Origin of the sequence: Bradyrhizobium australafricanum (assembly GCF_020329495.1) — a bacterium.
GTDB lineage: Bacteria > Pseudomonadota > Alphaproteobacteria > Rhizobiales > Xanthobacteraceae > Bradyrhizobium > Bradyrhizobium australafricanum.
On sequence record NZ_JAGKJL010000015.1, the window covers coordinates 1 to 15,880 of the forward strand.

The following is a 15,880-nucleotide window of genomic DNA, read 5'->3' on the forward strand; positions in this document are numbered from 1 at the left end:
AACACCGCGCGGCGCAGGCCGGGCTCCCGTTCGAGGCGTCCGCCCGTCCAGCGCCGCGCTCGCATCTGGTGCTGGGCATAGCTCGGCTTGTAGCCGACCTGGCTCCCCCGATTGCGCCTCAGTTCCCGAGAGATCGTTGATGGCGAGCGATCCAGAGCTGCCGCGATTTGCCGGACCGAGCTGCCATTGGCCGATAGGCAGGCAATCTCGCATCGGTCGTCCAGAGAGAGCTGCTTGTAAGTCCGCCCCATGGCAACACCTCCTCAAGGAAGTGTTGCACTTCGTTTGTGAACTCAGGAGACCCATTACCACCGCTTCTGATTGTTGTCCTGAGCTGGGGCCGCAGCTCAGCTAAACCACGAAGTCCTGTGGTGATGGGTCCCGGGTCGCGCGGAGCCTGTCATCGGGCGGCGCTTCGCGCCGACCCGTTGGCTTGCCCGGGACGACAGCGTTTATTTCGGCGAGAGCGTTACTTCGCGGCGTGACTGCCGCCTTTACCGCCGCCGACGATCACGCCCGCGGCCTTCTCGATCGGCTTGATCGCCGCGGTGAAGTCCGACTCCGGTCCCTCGTCGCGGATGATGACTTCCCAGAGCCGGCCGACCGCTTCGGCGACTTCCATCGACAGCCCCAGCGCGCGCATCTCCTCGACGGCGAGCCGCACGTCCTTCACCATCAGACCGGTGGCGAAGCCGAAGTCGAAGCTGCGTGGCAACACCGAACGCGGAAACTTGTCGCGGCTCGCGGTGTTCAGCCCGGAGCCGGCATTGATGACGTCGATCATCACGGCCGGATCGAGCCCGGACTTCACGCCCATCACAACAGCCTCCGAGGTCGCCACCATTGCGGTCGCCGACAGGAAGTTGTTGGCGAGCTTCATGGTCTGGCCGGAGCCCGGCTTGGTGCCGATGAAGAACACCTTGCCGATGACGTCGAGCGCGCCCTTCACCAGTTCGAAATCGGCGCGCGGGCCCGACACCATCACCGCGAGCGTGCCCTTCTCGGCGCCGGCGACGCCGCCGGAGACCGGGCTGTCGATCTGCACGATGTTCTTCTTGCCCAACAGCTCGTGGATCTTCACCGCCATCCGCGAGCCGACGGTGGAGAGGTCGACGAAGCGTTTGACGCGCGTGCCCTCGATCACGCCGCCGGCGCCGGTCGCCACCTCGAGCGAGGCCTGCAGCGAGGGCAGGCTCGCCATCACGGTCTCGACGCGGTCGGCGATGTCCTTGGGCGAGGTTGCGGCCACAGCGCCGAGTGCGACCAGCCTGTCGAGCGCGTCCTTGCTGGTGTCGAACACGGTGAGCTTGTGGCCGGCCTCGATCAGCCGGCGCGCCATCGGGAAGCCCATCTTCCCGAGGCCGATGAATCCGATTTCCATGAGTCGTTTCCTCTATGTCGTTATGTGCGATATGCGCGCCTCCCACATTCGCTGTCGTCCCGGCGAAGGCCGGGACCCATTACCACCGCGGTTGATTGCTGTGCTCCGCTGGAGCCACAGCGTGTTCCCACCACGAAGGCCTGTGGTTATGGGTCCTGGCTTTCGCCAGGACGACATTGCGGGTGAGGCAGCAGCTCGCTCACGCCTTGTTGTCGAGTTCGGCGAACACCTCGCGCGCGATGCGGAAGCTGTCGACGCCGGCGGGGATGCCGGCATAGATCGAGACCTGCATGAAGATCTCGCGGATTTCGTCGCGGGATACGCCGTTGGTCAGCGCGCCCTTGATGTGGGCCTTCAATTCGTGCGGCCGGTTCAGGATCGAGATCATGGCGAGGTTGAGCATGCTGCGGGTCTTGCGCGGCAGTTCCTCGCGGCCCCAGACCGCGCCCCAACAATATTCGGTGACGAGTTCCTGGAATGGCTTGTTGAAGCTGTCCGAATTCTTCAGCGCATTGTTGACATAGGCTTCGCCCAGCACCGCCTTGCGGATTTCGAGCCCCTTGTCGTGCGTTTTTTGGTCCATATCGCGTTCCTCATGCGTTAATGCGATGGTTCGGCCGGGACGTTACGGGGTCGAACCGCCGCAGTCACGCCTTCGTGTTATGCGTATTTCCCGGTGTGGGTTACTGCCTGGAACGGGTGCCTCAAAGCCGCCGCCGTGCTAGGCTGACCTGCCGGCTACCCGGAGATTTTATTGAGCGGAGCCAACATCGACCCCTCTGACCCGTCACGCGCCGTCCGCGACAGCGATGCGATCGCGCGGCTGAAACTGACAGAGGCTCTGCAGCGGGCAAGGTTCGCGATTGGGTGGGAACGGGCCTGGCCGCATCTGGCCCGGTTCCTGACGGTCGCAGGATTGTTCCTGGTCGCGTCCTGGGCCGGGCTGTGGCTGGTGCTGCCGTTTGTCGCACGCGTGGCCGGTGCCGGCCTGTTCGCGATTGCCGCGCTCGCGGCACTGTCGCCGCTGGTGCGCTTCCGCTGGCCGAGCCGCGAGGAGGGCCTGAGCCGGCTTGACCGCGGCGCCGGCATTCGCCATCGCCCGGCGACCACGCTCTCCGACACGCTCACCAACAAGGACCCGTTTGCGCTGGCGCTGTGGCAGGCGCAGCGCGAGCGCACGCTGGCCTCGATCAAGCGCATCCGCGCCGGGCTGCCGCGGCCGCGCGTGTCGCTGCACGACCCCTGGGCGCTGCGCGCGCTGGTCATCGTGATGCTGGTCGCGAGCTATGTCGCCGCCGGCGACGAGCGCGGCCTGCGGGTCGCCTCCGCATTCGACTGGAACGGCATCATGGCGCCGGCCAATGTCCGGGTCGATGCCTGGGTGACGCCGCCCAACTACACCGGCAAGCCGCCGATCATTCTGTCGAACGCCAACAAGGACGCCAACGCGGCGGACACCACCCCGCTCGCGGTTCCGGCCGGCAGCACGCTCCTGGTGCGCTCCAGCGGCGGCAGCATCGACGTCGTCGTCGGTGGCGGTGTTACCGAGGTCGCGCCGGACGGGCAGGCGCCCAAGGGCACCAACGAGCGGCATTTCAAGATCACCGGCGACGGCACCGCGCATGTCCGCGCGCCGGCCGGCCAGCCGCAATGGAAGTTCACTGCGACGCCGGACCGCCCGCCGTCGATTGCGCTCGCCAAGGATCCGGAGCGGCAGGCGCGCGGCGCGCTGCAGATGTCCTACCGGCTCGAGGACGATTACGGCGTCAGCGAAGCGCGCGCGCAATTCGCAGTGCGGCCGACCGATGCGCCGAAGGAGGCCGACGGCAAGAAGGATGCCGACGGCAAGGCGGCGCAGCCGCGACCGCTGTTCGAGCCGCCGCAATTCGCGCTGGTGCTGCCGAATGCGCGCACCCGCAACGGCGTCGGCCAGACCGTGAAGGACCTCAGTGAGGATCCCTATGCCGGCGCCGACGTGACCTTGACGCTGACGGCCAAGGACGAGGCCGGCAATGAGGGCAAGAGCGAGCCGTTCAACATGCGGCTGCCGGAGCGCCTGTTCACCAAGCCGCTGGCGCGCGCGCTGATCGAGCAGCGCCGTATCCTGGCGCTCGACGCCAATCAGAACGGCCAGGTGTTCGCCGCGCTCGAGGCGCTGATGATCGCGCCCGAAATGTTCATGCCGGAGACCGGCTATTACCTTGGCCTGCACACCGTGAGCCGGCAGCTCGAGGCGGCGCGCACCGACGACCAATTGCGCGAGGTGGTCGCCAGCCTGTGGTCGCTCGCCGTCACCATCGAGGACGGCAACATCTCGGACGTCGACAAGGCGCTGCGTGCGGCGCAGGACGCGCTCAAGCAGGCGCTCGAGCGCGGCGCGACCGACGAGGAGATCAAGAAGCTCACCGACAATCTGCGCGCCGCGCTGGACAATTTCCTCCGCCAGATGGTCGAGCAGTTCCGCAACAATCCGCAGCAGCTCGCCCGGCCGCTCGATCCCAATGCCAAGGTGCTGAGCCAGCAGGATCTCAAGAACATGCTCGATCGCATGGAGCGGCTGTCACGCTCCGGCGACAAGGATGCGGCGCGGCAGCTGCTCGAGCAGATGCAACAGATGCTGGAAAACCTGCAAATGGCGCAGCCCAATCAGGGCGACGACGACATGCAGCAGTCGCTCAACGAGCTCGGCGACATGATCCGCAAGCAGCAGCAATTGCGCGACAAGACCTTCAAGCAGGGCCAGGATTCCCGCCGCGACCGCATGCGCGGCAAGCAGGGCGAGCAGTCGATGGGCGACCTGCAGCAGGACCAGCAGGCGCTGCGCGATCGCCTGAAGAAGCTGCAGGAAGAGCTCGCCAAGCGCGGCATGGGACCGGACCAGCGCGGCCAGAAGGGCCAGAAAGGCCAGGGTCAGAAGGGCGACCAGGCGCAGCCGGGCGATCAAGGCGGCGACCAGGGCGATGACGGCGATGACGGGCTCGACCAGGCCGATTCCGCGATGGGCGATGCCTCCGGGCGGCTCGGCGAGGGCAATGCCGACGGCGCGGTGGATTCGCAGGGCCGTGCGCTGGATGCGCTGCGCAAGGGCGCCCAGAGCCTCGCCGACGCGATGCAGCAGGGCGATGGCGACCAGCCGGGCGACAGCCCCGGCAACCGCGCCGGCCGCCAGCAGAGCGGCGGCAACCAGACCGATCCGCTCGGCCGCCCGTTGCATGGCCGGGAATTCGGCGACGACTACACGGTGAAGATCCCCGGCGAGATCGACGTGCAGCGCGTCCGCCGCATCCTCGAAGAGCTGCGCCGCCGCCTCGCCGATCCGTCGCGGCCGCAGATCGAGCTCGACTACATCGAGCGGCTGCTGAAGGATTATTGAGCGCCTCGTCCTTCGACTGTCGTCATCCGTGAAAGCTCGTGCCTACTCACGAGACATCGGCGCTTGAATCGAACGGCCACGGCGACCTGTATGCCGCGCTTCCACTGGAATGACGCGGAATATGCACGACGGTCGTAAGCCTGCAGACGTCAGCTTCTGCGGGCTACGCGCCCCGCGTTCCAATCGGGTGCGATCGGGACCGGGTGTCGTCCGCCCGTTTCGCACAATTTTCCTAAAATTGTCGGGTTCCCGTTGGTGCGCATTTAAGTCGCTTGCGTCACCTTACTTCGGAAAATTGGCAAGCGTCTCAGGAGAGCACATGAGGCACAGCCGTTTATTCATTGCATCGTCATACCGGCCATTGGGTATTACTCGCCGGCACCAACATCAGACCAGCTTGGTTCGACAATTCGTTCGAGACCAGTCGGGCAGCTATGTGATCATTTCAGCGCTGCTCATGCCGGTCCTGGTCGGCACGGCAGGGCTCGGTACCGAAGTGGGATGGTGGTACTACAAACATAAGAACATGCAGAGTGCCGCCGACTCCGGCGCGGTGAGCGCCGCAACGGCGGCAAGTGCAGGCGCCGACCTTTTGTCCGAAGCCAATGCGGTCACGGCAAACTACGGTTACGCGAACGGGGCGAACAACGTCACGGTCACGGTGAATCAACCGCCGAAGACCGGCAGTCAGACGTCGAACCTGCAGGCGGTCGAAGTCATCGTGAGCCAACCGCAACAGCGGTTGCTGTCAGCCTTGTTCGGCTCGGCCCCGGTGCCGGTCACCGCGCGCGCGGTCGCGCTGCCGAATTCCGGGACGGGCTGCGTGCTTGCGCTCAACGCCAGCGCCAGTCCCGCGGTCAACGTGAGCGGCGGCAACCAGCTCAACCTGATCAAGTGCAACCTTTACAGCAACTCGGGTGCAAGCCCATCGCTCAACGTGGCCGGCAGCGCGACGGTCGCCGCCAATCAGGTCGGCGTCGTCGGCGACGTCTCCGGCACCAGCAACATCACCGCCACCAACGGCGTCAAGACGCATGTGAAGCCAATGGCTGACCCGTATGCGAACGTCTCTCCGCCGTCGAAGCCGAGCTGCACGAACGCCAAGATTACGGTCAATTCCAACGGAAAGACGAACTCCCTCAGCCCCGGCTGCTACTCGGGCAGCATTACGGTGAACGCCGGCGCAACGCTGAACCTCGATCCGGGCATCTATTACCTGGACGGCTCGAACTTGAGCGTCGCGGGCAACGCCACCATCACGGGCACCGGCGTGACCCTGGTCTTTACGGGCTCGGGAAGCAAGTGGGGCACGGCTTCGATCGGCAGCAACGCGATCGTCGATCTGACGGCGCCGACCTCCGGCTCCACGAAGGGCATCGTCATGTATGGCGACCGCAACATGCCGGCCGGGACTACCTTTAATCTCACGGGTGGTGCGACCCAGAACTTCGGCGGCGCCATCTACCTGCCGAAGGCCGACCTCAGCTTCGGCGGTGGTAACGGCACAAGCACATCATGCACCAAGATCATCGCGGACACGCTGACGTTCAGCGGCACGTCGAACCTTCAGGTCAATTGTTCGGCGCTCGGCACCGCGACGATAGGCACGCAAACCGCGCAACTCATCGAGTGAGGTTGGCCCCGATGCAAATCCAGAGATCCTCATCCAACAGCCGTGATCGATTGGCTTTCTCTCTGACGCGGCTGGTGCGCACCGCCGTTCACGACAGGGGCGGCGTCGCGGCCATCGAATTCGGCATCATGATCCCGTTGTTGTCCCTGATGGTCGTCTCGGTAACCGACATCGGACTCGCGCTCTATCGCAAGATGCAGGTCGAGAATGCCGCGCAGGCGGGAGCGCAATACGCCATCGTGCGCGGCTTTGACGAGACTGGCGTCACCAGCGCCGTAACAGCCGCCACGAATTCCACAGCCATCAATGCCTCGCCCAAGCCGTACCAGTTTTGCGGGTGCCCGACCAGTTCGGGGGTCAGCACCGTCAGTTGCGGTGCGGTCTGCCCCAGCGGCGCGCAGGCCGGAACATATGCCATGGTTTCGGCGCAAGGGACCTACTACACGCTGATCAATTATCAGATTGTGGCGGCCACCTACACCTATAGCGCCCAGTCCACTGCGAGGCTGCAGTGAAACTCACACCGCTATGGCGGGACAATCGAGGGGCCTCCGCGCTGGAATTCGCTCTGACCGCTCCCGTGTTCTTCCTGTTCATATTTGGCATCATCGAATTCGGACTGCTGTTCTGGACCCAGCTCGGGCTGCAGCACGGCACGGAAATGGCGGCGCGTTGCGCGACCGTCAACAGCACGCTCTGTCCAAGCGGCAGCGCCATCACGAATTACGCCGCGCAACAGGCGTTCGGCCTCACGCTCCCGGCGCAGACATTCACCTATTCCACGTCAGCCTGCGGCAACGTGGTCAGCGCGAGTTATGCATTTCAATTTGCACAATTTCTCAATCTGTCCCCGGTGACGCTGACCGCCCGGGCATGCTTTCCGAGTTGAGCTCGTAACCCTAGTGTCCCGAATCCGAAGTTCGCATCATTTGCCGCACCTTCGGAGCGAACTTCGGATTCGACAAGGACACTAGCAAACTTTTGATTCTAGTGTGCTTTATGAATGCGAAGTTCGTGAAAGTGGCTGCCGCGAAATCGCACGAACTTCGCATTCAGCACACTAGCGGGCCTTCCGCGCCGCCAGCGCGTCCGCGACCGCGGTGCGGATATCGGCCACCGAGAACGGTTTCGTCACCACGTCATGCACGATCGCCTCGAGGCCGGAGGCGCGTTCGCGCTGATGGGCGAAGCCGGTCATCAGCAGGATCTTCAGCGCAGGGAAGTCGCGCGCCGCGGTCAGCGCCAGCGCGATGCCGTCCATCACGGGCATCTGGATGTCGGTGAGCAGAAGGTCGAACGCGCCTTCGTCGCGCGTCAGCACCTCCAGCGCCTCGGCGCCGTCCTGCGCGGTCACGGTTTCGTGGCCGTCCATGGCGATGGCGCGCGCCACCAGCGAGCGCATCGAGTCTTCGTCGTCGGCGATCAGAACACGCGTCATGGTGATTGGTCGGTTCCCGATAGAGTTGGCCGGCGGCTCACGCGCGGCCGCCGGTGAGATCACGCTTGTTGAAGAAGCGTACGTCGATATTGCGGCCTTCGGGCGGCGGCGAGGCGAGGCGCGACTTGAAGAAGGCCCGCTCGCCGGGATTGAGCACCGGCTGCTCCAGCACGGCGTTCCAGGCATAGATTTCGGCGCCCTGGGCGTCGCGGACCGAGAAGCGCAGCCGCGGCAATTCGACCGGCTTCCTGGTCTGGCCGACGATCATGCCCTCGATCACCAGCACCGGCTTGCCGTCCACGGTCTCGTTGGTGATCTTGAGATCCTTGAAGGCGAGCCCGCGCAAATTCACGTCGAGCCCGGCCATCTTGTAGAACAGCGCGGTCTGCGGCAGCAGCCGCACCACGTCGTTGCGCCAGACGAACAGCGCGATGATCAGCGCGGCCATGGCGCCGCAGGTGGTCGGCAGGGCACCGATCACCGGCATGAACGGAATTCGGGGCAGGGCGGGCAGGCGGAACAGGCGGGGAAACCGGTGCAGGCGGAAGCGGCCCCTGGTTCCCGCGTCCCCGGCGTCGGCATGGGCCGCGGCATCCGCCTCGGCCAGCGCCGGCCATTCCGTGGCGGCGTCGCTGCCCTCGGCGGGCAAATCGGCCGAAATCGAGGGGCTCTCGACCATCGGGGTCGCGTCAGCCTCCTCCCGGCCCATGGCCTCCCATTCGGCGGCGAGGTCGGATCCGGCGGACTGATAGGCCAGAGTGGGCGCGGTCGCCCCGATGGCGTCCTCCGGCCGGGCCAGCCAGACCTCCCGGCAGCGGGAACAACGGACGGTGCGTCCGGCCTCGCCAAGGGTGGCCGGATTGATGGCGTAGGATGTTGTACAATGCGGGCAGACAATATGCATGGAGGCCGAATCTCCACCGTGTGGATGCCCGGATGCTACTTAGCGACCGTTAACGAATCGGAAACCATAACCGAAGCACAAGCTTTCTGTGCGGTTCGCGGGCGCTCGGCCGGGGTTCGGGCCGTCTTCGCCGTCGGTGTGGGGTATTGGGCCATCGGCCCTCTCGAACGGAGCTAGCGCATTGGTTCGGTTCGAAAATGTCGGTCTGCGCTACGGGCTCGGCCCGGAGATTTTGCGCGACCTCTCGTTCATGATCCCGGCGCACTCGTTCCAGTTCCTCACCGGGCCGTCGGGCGCGGGCAAGACCTCGCTGCTGCGGCTGTTGTTCCTGTCGTTGCGGCCGACCCGCGGGCTGGTCAATCTGTTCGGCAAGGACGTCTCGCTGCTGAGCAAGGACCAGGTCGCCGACCTGCGCAAGCGGATCGGCATCGTGCTGCAGGATTTTCGCCTGCTCGATCACATGACCACCTATGAGAACGTCGCGCTGCCGTTCCGCGTGATGGGCCGCGAGGAATCGAGCTATCGCCGAGAGGTGATCGATCTCTTGAAATGGGTCGGCCTCGGCGAGCGCATGGATGCGCTGCCGCCGATCCTGTCGGGCGGCGAGAAGCAGCGCGCCGCGATCGCGCGCGCGGTGATCTCGCGGCCGCAACTGCTGTTGGCGGACGAGCCGACCGGCAGCGTCGATCCGACGCTCGGGCGCCGCCTGCTGCGGCTGTTCATCGAGCTCAACAAATCCGGCACCGCGGTCATCATCGCGACCCACGACATCACGCTGATGGATCAATACGAGGCGCGGCGGCTGGTGCTGCATCAGGGACGGCTGCACATCTATGAATAGAGGCGGCGACGAGAAAGTGTCGTTGGTCGATCTCGGGCGCGAACGCCCGCAGGTCCCGGCCACCGCGCGCAACATGTCGCCGATCGTGCCGCGCGCCTCGATCTCGGGCCGTGCGCTGGTCGCGGTCGTCGCGATCATGACCTTCCTCGCCTCGCTGACAACGGGCACCGTGCTTTTGGTCAGCGCGTCAGCCGCCGAATGGCAGTCGGAAGTATCGAGCGAGATCACCATCCAGGTGCGCCCCTCGCCGGGCCGCGATCTCGATCGCGACGCGCAGGCCGCGGTGGAGGCGATGCGGGCGCAGCCCGGCATTCTCGAGGTCCGTCCGTTCAGCAGGGAGGAATCCGCCAAGCTGCTGGAGCCGTGGCTCGGCAGCGGGCTCTCGATCGACGAACTGCCGGTGCCGCGCGTCATCGTGGCGCGGGTGCAGCCCGGCACCACGCTCGATCTCGCCGGCTTACGCGCGCGGGTGACGCAGGCGGCGCCGACCGCAAGCGTCGACGATCACCGCGCCTGGATCGAGCGCATGCGCTCGATGACCGGCGCCACGACGTTCGCCGGCGTCGGCATCCTCATCCTCGTGATCATCGCAACCATCATCTCGGTGTCGTTCGCGACCCGCGGCGCGATGGCCGCCAACCGCCCGATCGTCGAGGTGCTGCATTTCGTCGGCGCCGGCGACAGCTTCATCGCCAACCGCTTCCTGCGGCATTTCCTTCGGCTCGGCCTCCAAGGCGGGCTGATCGGCGGCGGTGCGGCGATGCTGGCGTTTGGCTTCTCCGAGTCGATCGCCAACTGGTTCTCCGGCACGCCGGTGGGCGACCAGTTCGCGGCCCTGCTCGGCACGTTCTCGCTGCGTCCGTCCGGCTATCTGGTGCTGGCGATGCAGGCGGTGCTGATCGCGGCGATCACCGCGTGGGCATCGCGGCGCACCCTGTTTGCCACGCTCGACGACATCGACTGACGGCGCCGCGAAAACTCGAAATCATGGCGCCGCCTCGTGATCGCATTTCGTCGCCCAAGTGTGATTTCGCGCGCATGCACGCGGCCCTGGTCCCGGGGAAAACCGGTTTTCACTTTTCCGGATCATGCTTTAAAATCCCCCGGGGGGAAGGATAACCGCATCACATGAGTTTGCAGTCCGACGATACGTCGCCGAATGGCTTTGCCGCGCGCCCGCGCGGCTGGCTGCGTGCTGTTATCGTCGCGCCGCTGGCGCTTGCCTTCGTCGCCGCGGCGGTCGGCTTTGTCGGCTTCCTCTCGCAATTGCGCGGCGTCGAGACCGACCCGCCGCAAAATGCCGACGGCATCGTGGTGCTGACCGGCGGCTCGTCGCGGGTGTCCGACGCCATGGAACTGTTGGCCGCCGGCTACGGCAAGCGTTTGCTGATCTCGGGCGTACATCCGACCAACGACGCCAGCGACATTTCTCGCTCGGTGCCGGACAGCAAGGGGCTGATGAGCTGCTGCGTCGATCTCGACCGTTCGGCGCTCAACACCCGCAGCAACGCGGCGGAGACGCGGCGCTGGGCGCGCGAGCGCGGCTTCAAGTCGCTGATCGTGGTGACCTCGAACTACCACATGCCGCGGGCGATCGTGGAACTGTCACATGCGATGCCCGACGTCACGCTGATCCCGTTCGCGGTGGTCGGCGACAAATGGCGCGACGAGCCCTGGTGGACGAGTGGCGCGACGTTCCGTCTCTTGCTATCGGAATACGCCAAATATGTCGCCGCGGAGATGCGGGTGCGGCTGGCCGATCTCGGCCTCGACCTGACCTCCGATCTCGCCGAGCCGGCTGCCGCGCCACGCCGCCCGGCGACGGCGCAGGCGAATTAGGACCAAGGGTGAAATGATTTTCCTGCGCTCGCTGATCTTCAACGTGCTGTTCTATCTCGTGCTGGTGGTGCTCTGCATCATCGCGCTGCCGGCGCTGCTGTTGCCGCGGGGGGCGTTGATGGCGCTCGAAGTCGCGTGGGCCAACATCAGCCTGTTCCTGATGCGCGTGATCTGCAACATCAGGATCGAGTTTCGCGGCATCGAGAAGATTCCGAGCGGGCCGCTGGTGGTCGCCTCGAAGCACCAGTCGTTCTGGGAGACGTTTGCGCTGGTGCGCTTCTTCGAGCATCCGCTGTTCATCCTGAAGCGCGAGCTGATGATGATCCCGGTGTTCGGCTGGTACCTCAAGAAGGTCGGCATGATCTCGGTCGAGCGCGGCGGCGGCCCGCGCTCGCTGATCAAGACGCTGAAGCGCGCCGCGGCCGAGGTGAAGCTCGGCCGCCAACTTGTGATCTTTCCCGAGGGCACCCGCACCGCGCCCGGTGCGGCGCCGAACTACAAGGCCGGCGTCGCGCAGATCTATGCCGAGAGCGGCGTGCCGTGCCTGCCGATCGCGCTCAATTCCGGGCTGTTCTGGCCGCGCCGCACCTTCATGCGCTATCCGGGGACGCTGGTGGTCGAATTCCTCGATCCGCTGCCTCCGGGATTGCCGCGCGACGAGTTCATGGCTCGCCTGCGCGACCAGATCGAAACCGCCACCACCCGCATCGTCGAGGCCGGCCGCGCCGAGCAGGCGAAACTGTTCGGCGGTGTGCCGAACGCGGCGAAAGGGTAGGGCGCAGCACAAGCTTTGGTGCGGTTGCTGCCGGGAATTTCGTGCCCGCGGTTTCGTCGGTCCCTTCAGAAATCGTCATGCCCGGGCTTGTCCCGCGCATCCACGTTTTTGGTTCGGCCTGAAGCAAGACGGTGGATGGCCGGGCACAGGCAAGCCGAAGCGATGCCGTCCTTCGGGCGGCTGCCCGGCTCATGACGATGCGGAGAGTTACCGTATCGCGAAAGGCGTCGCCATCACTGACCGGCCGCCGCGTCGGTGTTGAAGGTCTCGCCTTGCGGCACCCAACTCTTGCCGTCGAATGTCGCTATCTGCATCTGCGTGAACGGCGCATAGCGGTCCGGCCGCGTCGAGATGGCGATGCCGGGCAGCAGCAGCGGCGCAACCACCTTGTTGAGGTTGGTTGCCTGCTTCAGCAAATTCTCGCGCGTCAGATCATCGCCGCACATCTCGATGACCTTCACCGTCATATAGGCCGAGATGTAGCCGGTGACGTTGCTGCCGTCGGCGATGTCGCCTTGCGGGTACCACTTCGCCAGGAACTCCTTGAACTCCTTCACGTCGGCGGTGTTCTCCCAGGTGGGATCGGTCGGCGTTTTGAACGCGAGCGCGGTCAACAATCCCTTCGAAGCTTCGATGCCGGCCGGCTCCATGACGCCCTTGATCGATGAGGAGACGCTGACCACGTAATTCAGCGGTTTCCATCCGAGCTCGTAGACCTTGCGGATCGCCTGCGCGCCGAACTTGGGCGTTGCCATCGTGAACAGCGTATCGGCGCCCGAGGCTTTCAGGGAGACGATTTGCGAATCGACCGTGGGATCGGAGACCTCGTAGGTCACCTCCTTGACAATCATCGTCTTCGCCTTGTCGCCGAGGCCATCCTTCAGCCCCTTGACGTAATCCTTTCCGGCATCATCGTTCTGCGAGAACACGCCGAGCTTCGCGTCGGGTTTGTTCTTCAACAGATATTTGGCGAAGATCATGCCCTCCATCTGGTAGGGCGGATAAAGCTGGGTGGTCCACGGGAAGTTCTTCGGGTCGTCCCATTTTGCCGCGCCCGTCGAAATGAAGATCTGCGGGACCTTCTTCTGGTTCAGATATTTTTGGATCGCTGAATTGGTCGGCGTGCCGATGGTGCCGATGATCGCCAGCACCTCGTCCTGTTCGACGAGGCGTCGCGTCTGCTCCACGGTCTTCGGCGGCGAATAGGCGTCGTCGAGTGAAATCAGCTTGATCTTTCGGCCATTCACGCCGCCCTTCGCGTTGATCATCGCGTAGTAGGCCTCTTCGAGACGCCCCTGGGTGCCGTAGGCGGACGCCGGGCCGCTATAGGGCATGGTCTGGCCGATCTTCACTTCAGTGTCGGTGACGCCGGGGCCGTATTTCTTGTCGGCGAGGGCAGGTTGGGCGGCGGCGAGCATGAGCGCGCAGAACACTGCGCGCGCGTAACGAAACGTCATGGCGAATCTCCCCAAGTATCGGCCACGCTCTTCGGCGCGTGCCGTGGGGCTGATGATCGCTGCTTCACCCTGCACGTCAAGTGCGACAGCTCGGCGCGCGCGGGTGCCGTCGTACCTCTGTCCGTCCGGGAGCGGTGAAGCAAGCGATGTCAGTGCGGAAAACTCACCGCATCACGAACGGGTTCGCCGGCACGTCCGTCGCGGTCGAGATCCAGACGCTCTTGGTCTCCTGATATTCGCGGACCGCGTCGATGCCGCTTTCGCGGCCGACGCCCGAGTGCTTCATGCCGCCGAACGGCATCATGTAGCTGATGGCCCGGTAGGTGTTGACCCACACGGTGCCGGCGCGCAGTTGCTTCGGCACGCGGATGGCGCGTGCGAGATCCTTGGTCCAGATACCGGCGGCAAGGCCGTAGATCGTGTCGTTGGCGATCCGGATGGCATCCTCCTCGGTGTCGAAGGAGATGATCGACAGCACCGGCCCGAACACCTCCTCGCGCGCGATCCGCATGGTGTTGTCGACGTCGGTGAAGATGGTCGGTTCGACGAACTGGCCGCCCTTGATGCCGTCGCCAGTGGCCGGCTTGCCGCCGAGCAGGCAGCGCGCGCCCTCGGCTTTCGCGATGTCGATATAGTCGAGCACCTTCTTGTACTGCGCCGGCGTCGTGATCGGGCCGACATTGGTGTCGGACTGCATGGGATCGCCAATCTTGGCGGACTTTGCCAGCTCCAGCACCCGCGCGACGAACTTCTCCTTGATCGAGCTCTGCACCAGGAGGCGCGATCCGGCGATGCAGGTCTGCCCTGTGGCGGCGAAGATGCCGGAGATCGCGCCGGCCGCGGCGGCGGTGAGGTCGGCGTCCTCGAACACGATGTTGGGCGACTTGCCGCCGAGCTCGAGCGAGACGCGCTTCAGGCTCTTGGCCGCGGTCTCGTAGACCTTTGCGCCGGTCGTGTCCGATCCGGTGAAGGTGATCTTGGCGACGCCGGGATGGGCGATCAGCGCGGAGCCCGCCTCGGGACCGAAGCCGGTCACCACGTTGAAGATGCCGTCGGGAATTCCGGCCTCCTTGGTCAGCGCGGCGAATTCCAGCGTGCTGGCCGAGGTGAATTCCGACGGCTTGACGACCACGGCGCAACCGGCGGCGAGCGCGGCGGCGCATTTCCAGGCGACGAACAGCAGCGGCGAATTCCAGGCGGTCAGCGCCGCGACCACGCCGACCGGTTCATGGGTCGTGTAGGCGAAGGTCTCCGCCTTGTCGATCGGCACCAGGCCTCCCTCGAGCTTGTCGACGAGCCCGCCGAAATACCACCACCACTCCGGATGGTAGCGCAGCTGGCCGAGCATCTCGGCCATCAGCTTGCCGTTGTCGCGCACCTCGATCTCGGCGAGGCGCTCGGCATTGGCCGCGACGAGGTCGCCGAGCTTGCGCATCGCCTTGCCGCGTGCGGAGGCCGTCATCTTCGCCCAGGGGCCGCGCCACATCGCCTCATTGGCTGATTTCACCGCCTTGTCCGCGTCGGCGGCGGTGCCGCGCGGAATCTTCGCCCAGGCCTCGCCGCGATAGGGATCGATGCTGTCGAACCATTCGCCATTGGCGGGGTCGACGTACTGGCCGTTGATGTAGAGCTGATAGGTTTTCATGACATCCTCCCGCAAGGCGATGGTTCTGGTTGGCGGAACGCTATCACGCATTGCGCGACGCCGTCATAACGCAGTCGCGTGAGCCGGGTTGCAGCCGGGGCGGGCCGCTATCGGCCGTGCGGCGCGGCAAGCTCGGCTGCGATGATCGCGCCGAGCGCCATGTCGCTCTGCTGTCCGAAGCCATGATGCACGATGGTGCCGTCGCGGCCGATCAGGATGCTGGTCGGCGTTCCCTGCATCCCGTAGCGCTGCATGGTGACCGGGATCGGCGTGCCTTCGCCGGCCTCGTCGACGCCGATCGGGAAGGTCAGCCGGTACTCGTGGATGAAGGCTTCCAGCGACACCTCCGTCATCGCCGCGTGGTGCTCGAATACGGTGTGCAGCCCGATCACCTGCAGGTCCGAATGCTTGAACAGCTCGAACGCGCGCTGGGTCTGCGGCGTGCCGTGCGCGACGCAGCCGGGGCACAGCATCTGGAACGCGTGCAGCAGGACCGGCCGGCCGCGCAGCCCAGCCAGGGTCAGCGGCTCGCTGGTGTTGAACCAGCGCGACGCGGCGATATCAGGTGCGAGAGTCACAGATCGGTTCCTTGCG

General features: G+C 65.4%; 16 protein-coding genes. 8 read left to right on the forward strand and 8 right to left on the reverse strand.

Annotated elements, in window-relative coordinates; translation table 11 throughout:
• From J6525_RS47260 to J6525_RS15395, 3 genes are all read right to left on the reverse strand, one after another.
• A partial coding sequence (locus J6525_RS47260) for a helix-turn-helix domain-containing protein (protein ID WP_312009796.1) occupies window positions 1–251 on the reverse strand: 251 nt, incomplete at its 3' end.
• A 218-nt stretch (window positions 252–469) separates the two neighbouring features.
• Window positions 470–1,381, reverse strand: coding sequence for an NAD(P)-dependent oxidoreductase (locus J6525_RS15390; protein ID WP_225645307.1), 912 nt, complete (start codon window positions 1,379–1,381; stop codon window positions 470–472).
• Between the two features lie 199 nt (window positions 1,382–1,580).
• Window positions 1,581–1,964, reverse strand: coding sequence for a carboxymuconolactone decarboxylase family protein (locus J6525_RS15395; RefSeq protein ID WP_018268955.1), 384 nt, complete (start codon window positions 1,962–1,964; stop codon window positions 1,581–1,583).
• A 171-nt stretch (window positions 1,965–2,135) separates the two neighbouring features.
• On the opposite strand from J6525_RS15395, the gene J6525_RS15400 reads away from it, so the two are divergent.
• The 4 genes from J6525_RS15400 (at window position 2,136) to J6525_RS15415 (ending at window position 7,276) form a co-directional block, all read left to right on the forward strand.
• Window positions 2,136–4,754 carry a TIGR02302 family protein gene (locus J6525_RS15400; RefSeq protein WP_168857835.1) on the forward strand — a complete coding sequence of 873 codons (2,619 nt, stop codon included), beginning with the start codon at window positions 2,136–2,138 and terminating at the stop codon, window positions 4,752–4,754.
• Between the two features lie 319 nt (window positions 4,755–5,073).
• Entirely contained in the window at window positions 5,074–6,387 is a 1,314-nt protein-coding gene (locus J6525_RS15405; protein ID WP_225645308.1) for a pilus assembly protein TadG-related protein, read from the forward strand.
• Window positions 6,388–6,398: 11 nt separating this feature from the next.
• Window positions 6,399–6,902 (forward strand): TadE/TadG family type IV pilus assembly protein, encoded by a 504-nt coding sequence (locus J6525_RS15410; protein ID WP_225645309.1) that lies wholly within the window; start codon window positions 6,399–6,401, stop codon window positions 6,900–6,902.
• Entirely contained in the window at window positions 6,899–7,276 is a 378-nt protein-coding gene (locus J6525_RS15415) for a TadE/TadG family type IV pilus assembly protein (protein ID WP_225164603.1), read from the forward strand. The genes J6525_RS15410 and J6525_RS15415 overlap by 4 nt, the downstream gene beginning before the upstream one ends.
• 171 nt (window positions 7,277–7,447) lie before the next feature.
• Here the strand turns inward: J6525_RS15415 and J6525_RS15420 are convergent, their stop codons facing one another.
• Together J6525_RS15420 and J6525_RS15425 are read right to left on the reverse strand one after the other, a co-directional pair.
• The gene (locus J6525_RS15420; RefSeq protein WP_225160505.1) at window positions 7,448–7,825 is read right to left on the reverse strand and encodes a response regulator; all 378 of its coding nucleotides are present in this window, start codon (window positions 7,823–7,825) and stop codon (window positions 7,448–7,450) included.
• Window positions 7,826–7,862: 37 nt separating this feature from the next.
• Entirely contained in the window at window positions 7,863–8,729 is an 867-nt protein-coding gene (locus J6525_RS15425) for an MJ0042-type zinc finger domain-containing protein (RefSeq protein WP_225645310.1), read from the reverse strand.
• A gap of 181 nt (window positions 8,730–8,910) precedes the next feature.
• Here J6525_RS15425 and ftsE point away from each other — a divergent pair, with 181 nt between their 5' ends.
• The 4 genes from ftsE to J6525_RS15445 all read left to right on the forward strand — a co-directional run bounded on the left by ftsE (window position 8,911) and on the right by J6525_RS15445 (window position 12,184).
• Window positions 8,911–9,570: a cell division ATP-binding protein FtsE gene (gene ftsE / locus J6525_RS15430; protein ID WP_016845305.1), complete on the forward strand. Its 660-nt coding sequence runs from the start codon at window positions 8,911–8,913 to the stop codon at window positions 9,568–9,570.
• Window positions 9,563–10,534 (forward strand): cell division protein FtsX, encoded by a 972-nt coding sequence (locus J6525_RS15435; RefSeq protein WP_092080552.1) that lies wholly within the window; start codon window positions 9,563–9,565, stop codon window positions 10,532–10,534. Before ftsE ends, J6525_RS15435 begins: the two co-directional genes overlap by 8 nt.
• A gap of 164 nt (window positions 10,535–10,698) precedes the next feature.
• Complete coding sequence (locus tag J6525_RS15440; protein ID WP_092080555.1) at window positions 10,699–11,409, forward strand: YdcF family protein; 711 nt, start codon at window positions 10,699–10,701, stop codon at window positions 11,407–11,409.
• Between the two features lie 13 nt (window positions 11,410–11,422).
• Entirely contained in the window at window positions 11,423–12,184 is a 762-nt protein-coding gene (locus J6525_RS15445) for a lysophospholipid acyltransferase family protein (RefSeq protein ID WP_225645311.1), read from the forward strand.
• 233 nt (window positions 12,185–12,417) lie between these two features.
• Here the strand turns inward: J6525_RS15445 and J6525_RS15450 are convergent, their stop codons facing one another.
• The 3 genes from J6525_RS15450 to J6525_RS15460 all read right to left on the reverse strand — a co-directional run bounded on the left by J6525_RS15450 (window position 12,418) and on the right by J6525_RS15460 (window position 15,864).
• Window positions 12,418–13,641 (reverse strand): ABC transporter substrate-binding protein, encoded by a 1,224-nt coding sequence (locus J6525_RS15450; protein WP_225645312.1) that lies wholly within the window; start codon window positions 13,639–13,641, stop codon window positions 12,418–12,420.
• A 163-nt stretch (window positions 13,642–13,804) separates the two neighbouring features.
• The gene (locus J6525_RS15455; RefSeq protein WP_225645313.1) at window positions 13,805–15,286 is read right to left on the reverse strand and encodes an aldehyde dehydrogenase; all 1,482 of its coding nucleotides are present in this window, start codon (window positions 15,284–15,286) and stop codon (window positions 13,805–13,807) included.
• Window positions 15,287–15,393: 107 nt separating this feature from the next.
• Window positions 15,394–15,864 (reverse strand): peroxiredoxin family protein, encoded by a 471-nt coding sequence (locus tag J6525_RS15460; protein WP_225645314.1) that lies wholly within the window; start codon window positions 15,862–15,864, stop codon window positions 15,394–15,396.
• Between the last annotated feature and the right edge of the window lie 16 nt (window positions 15,865–15,880).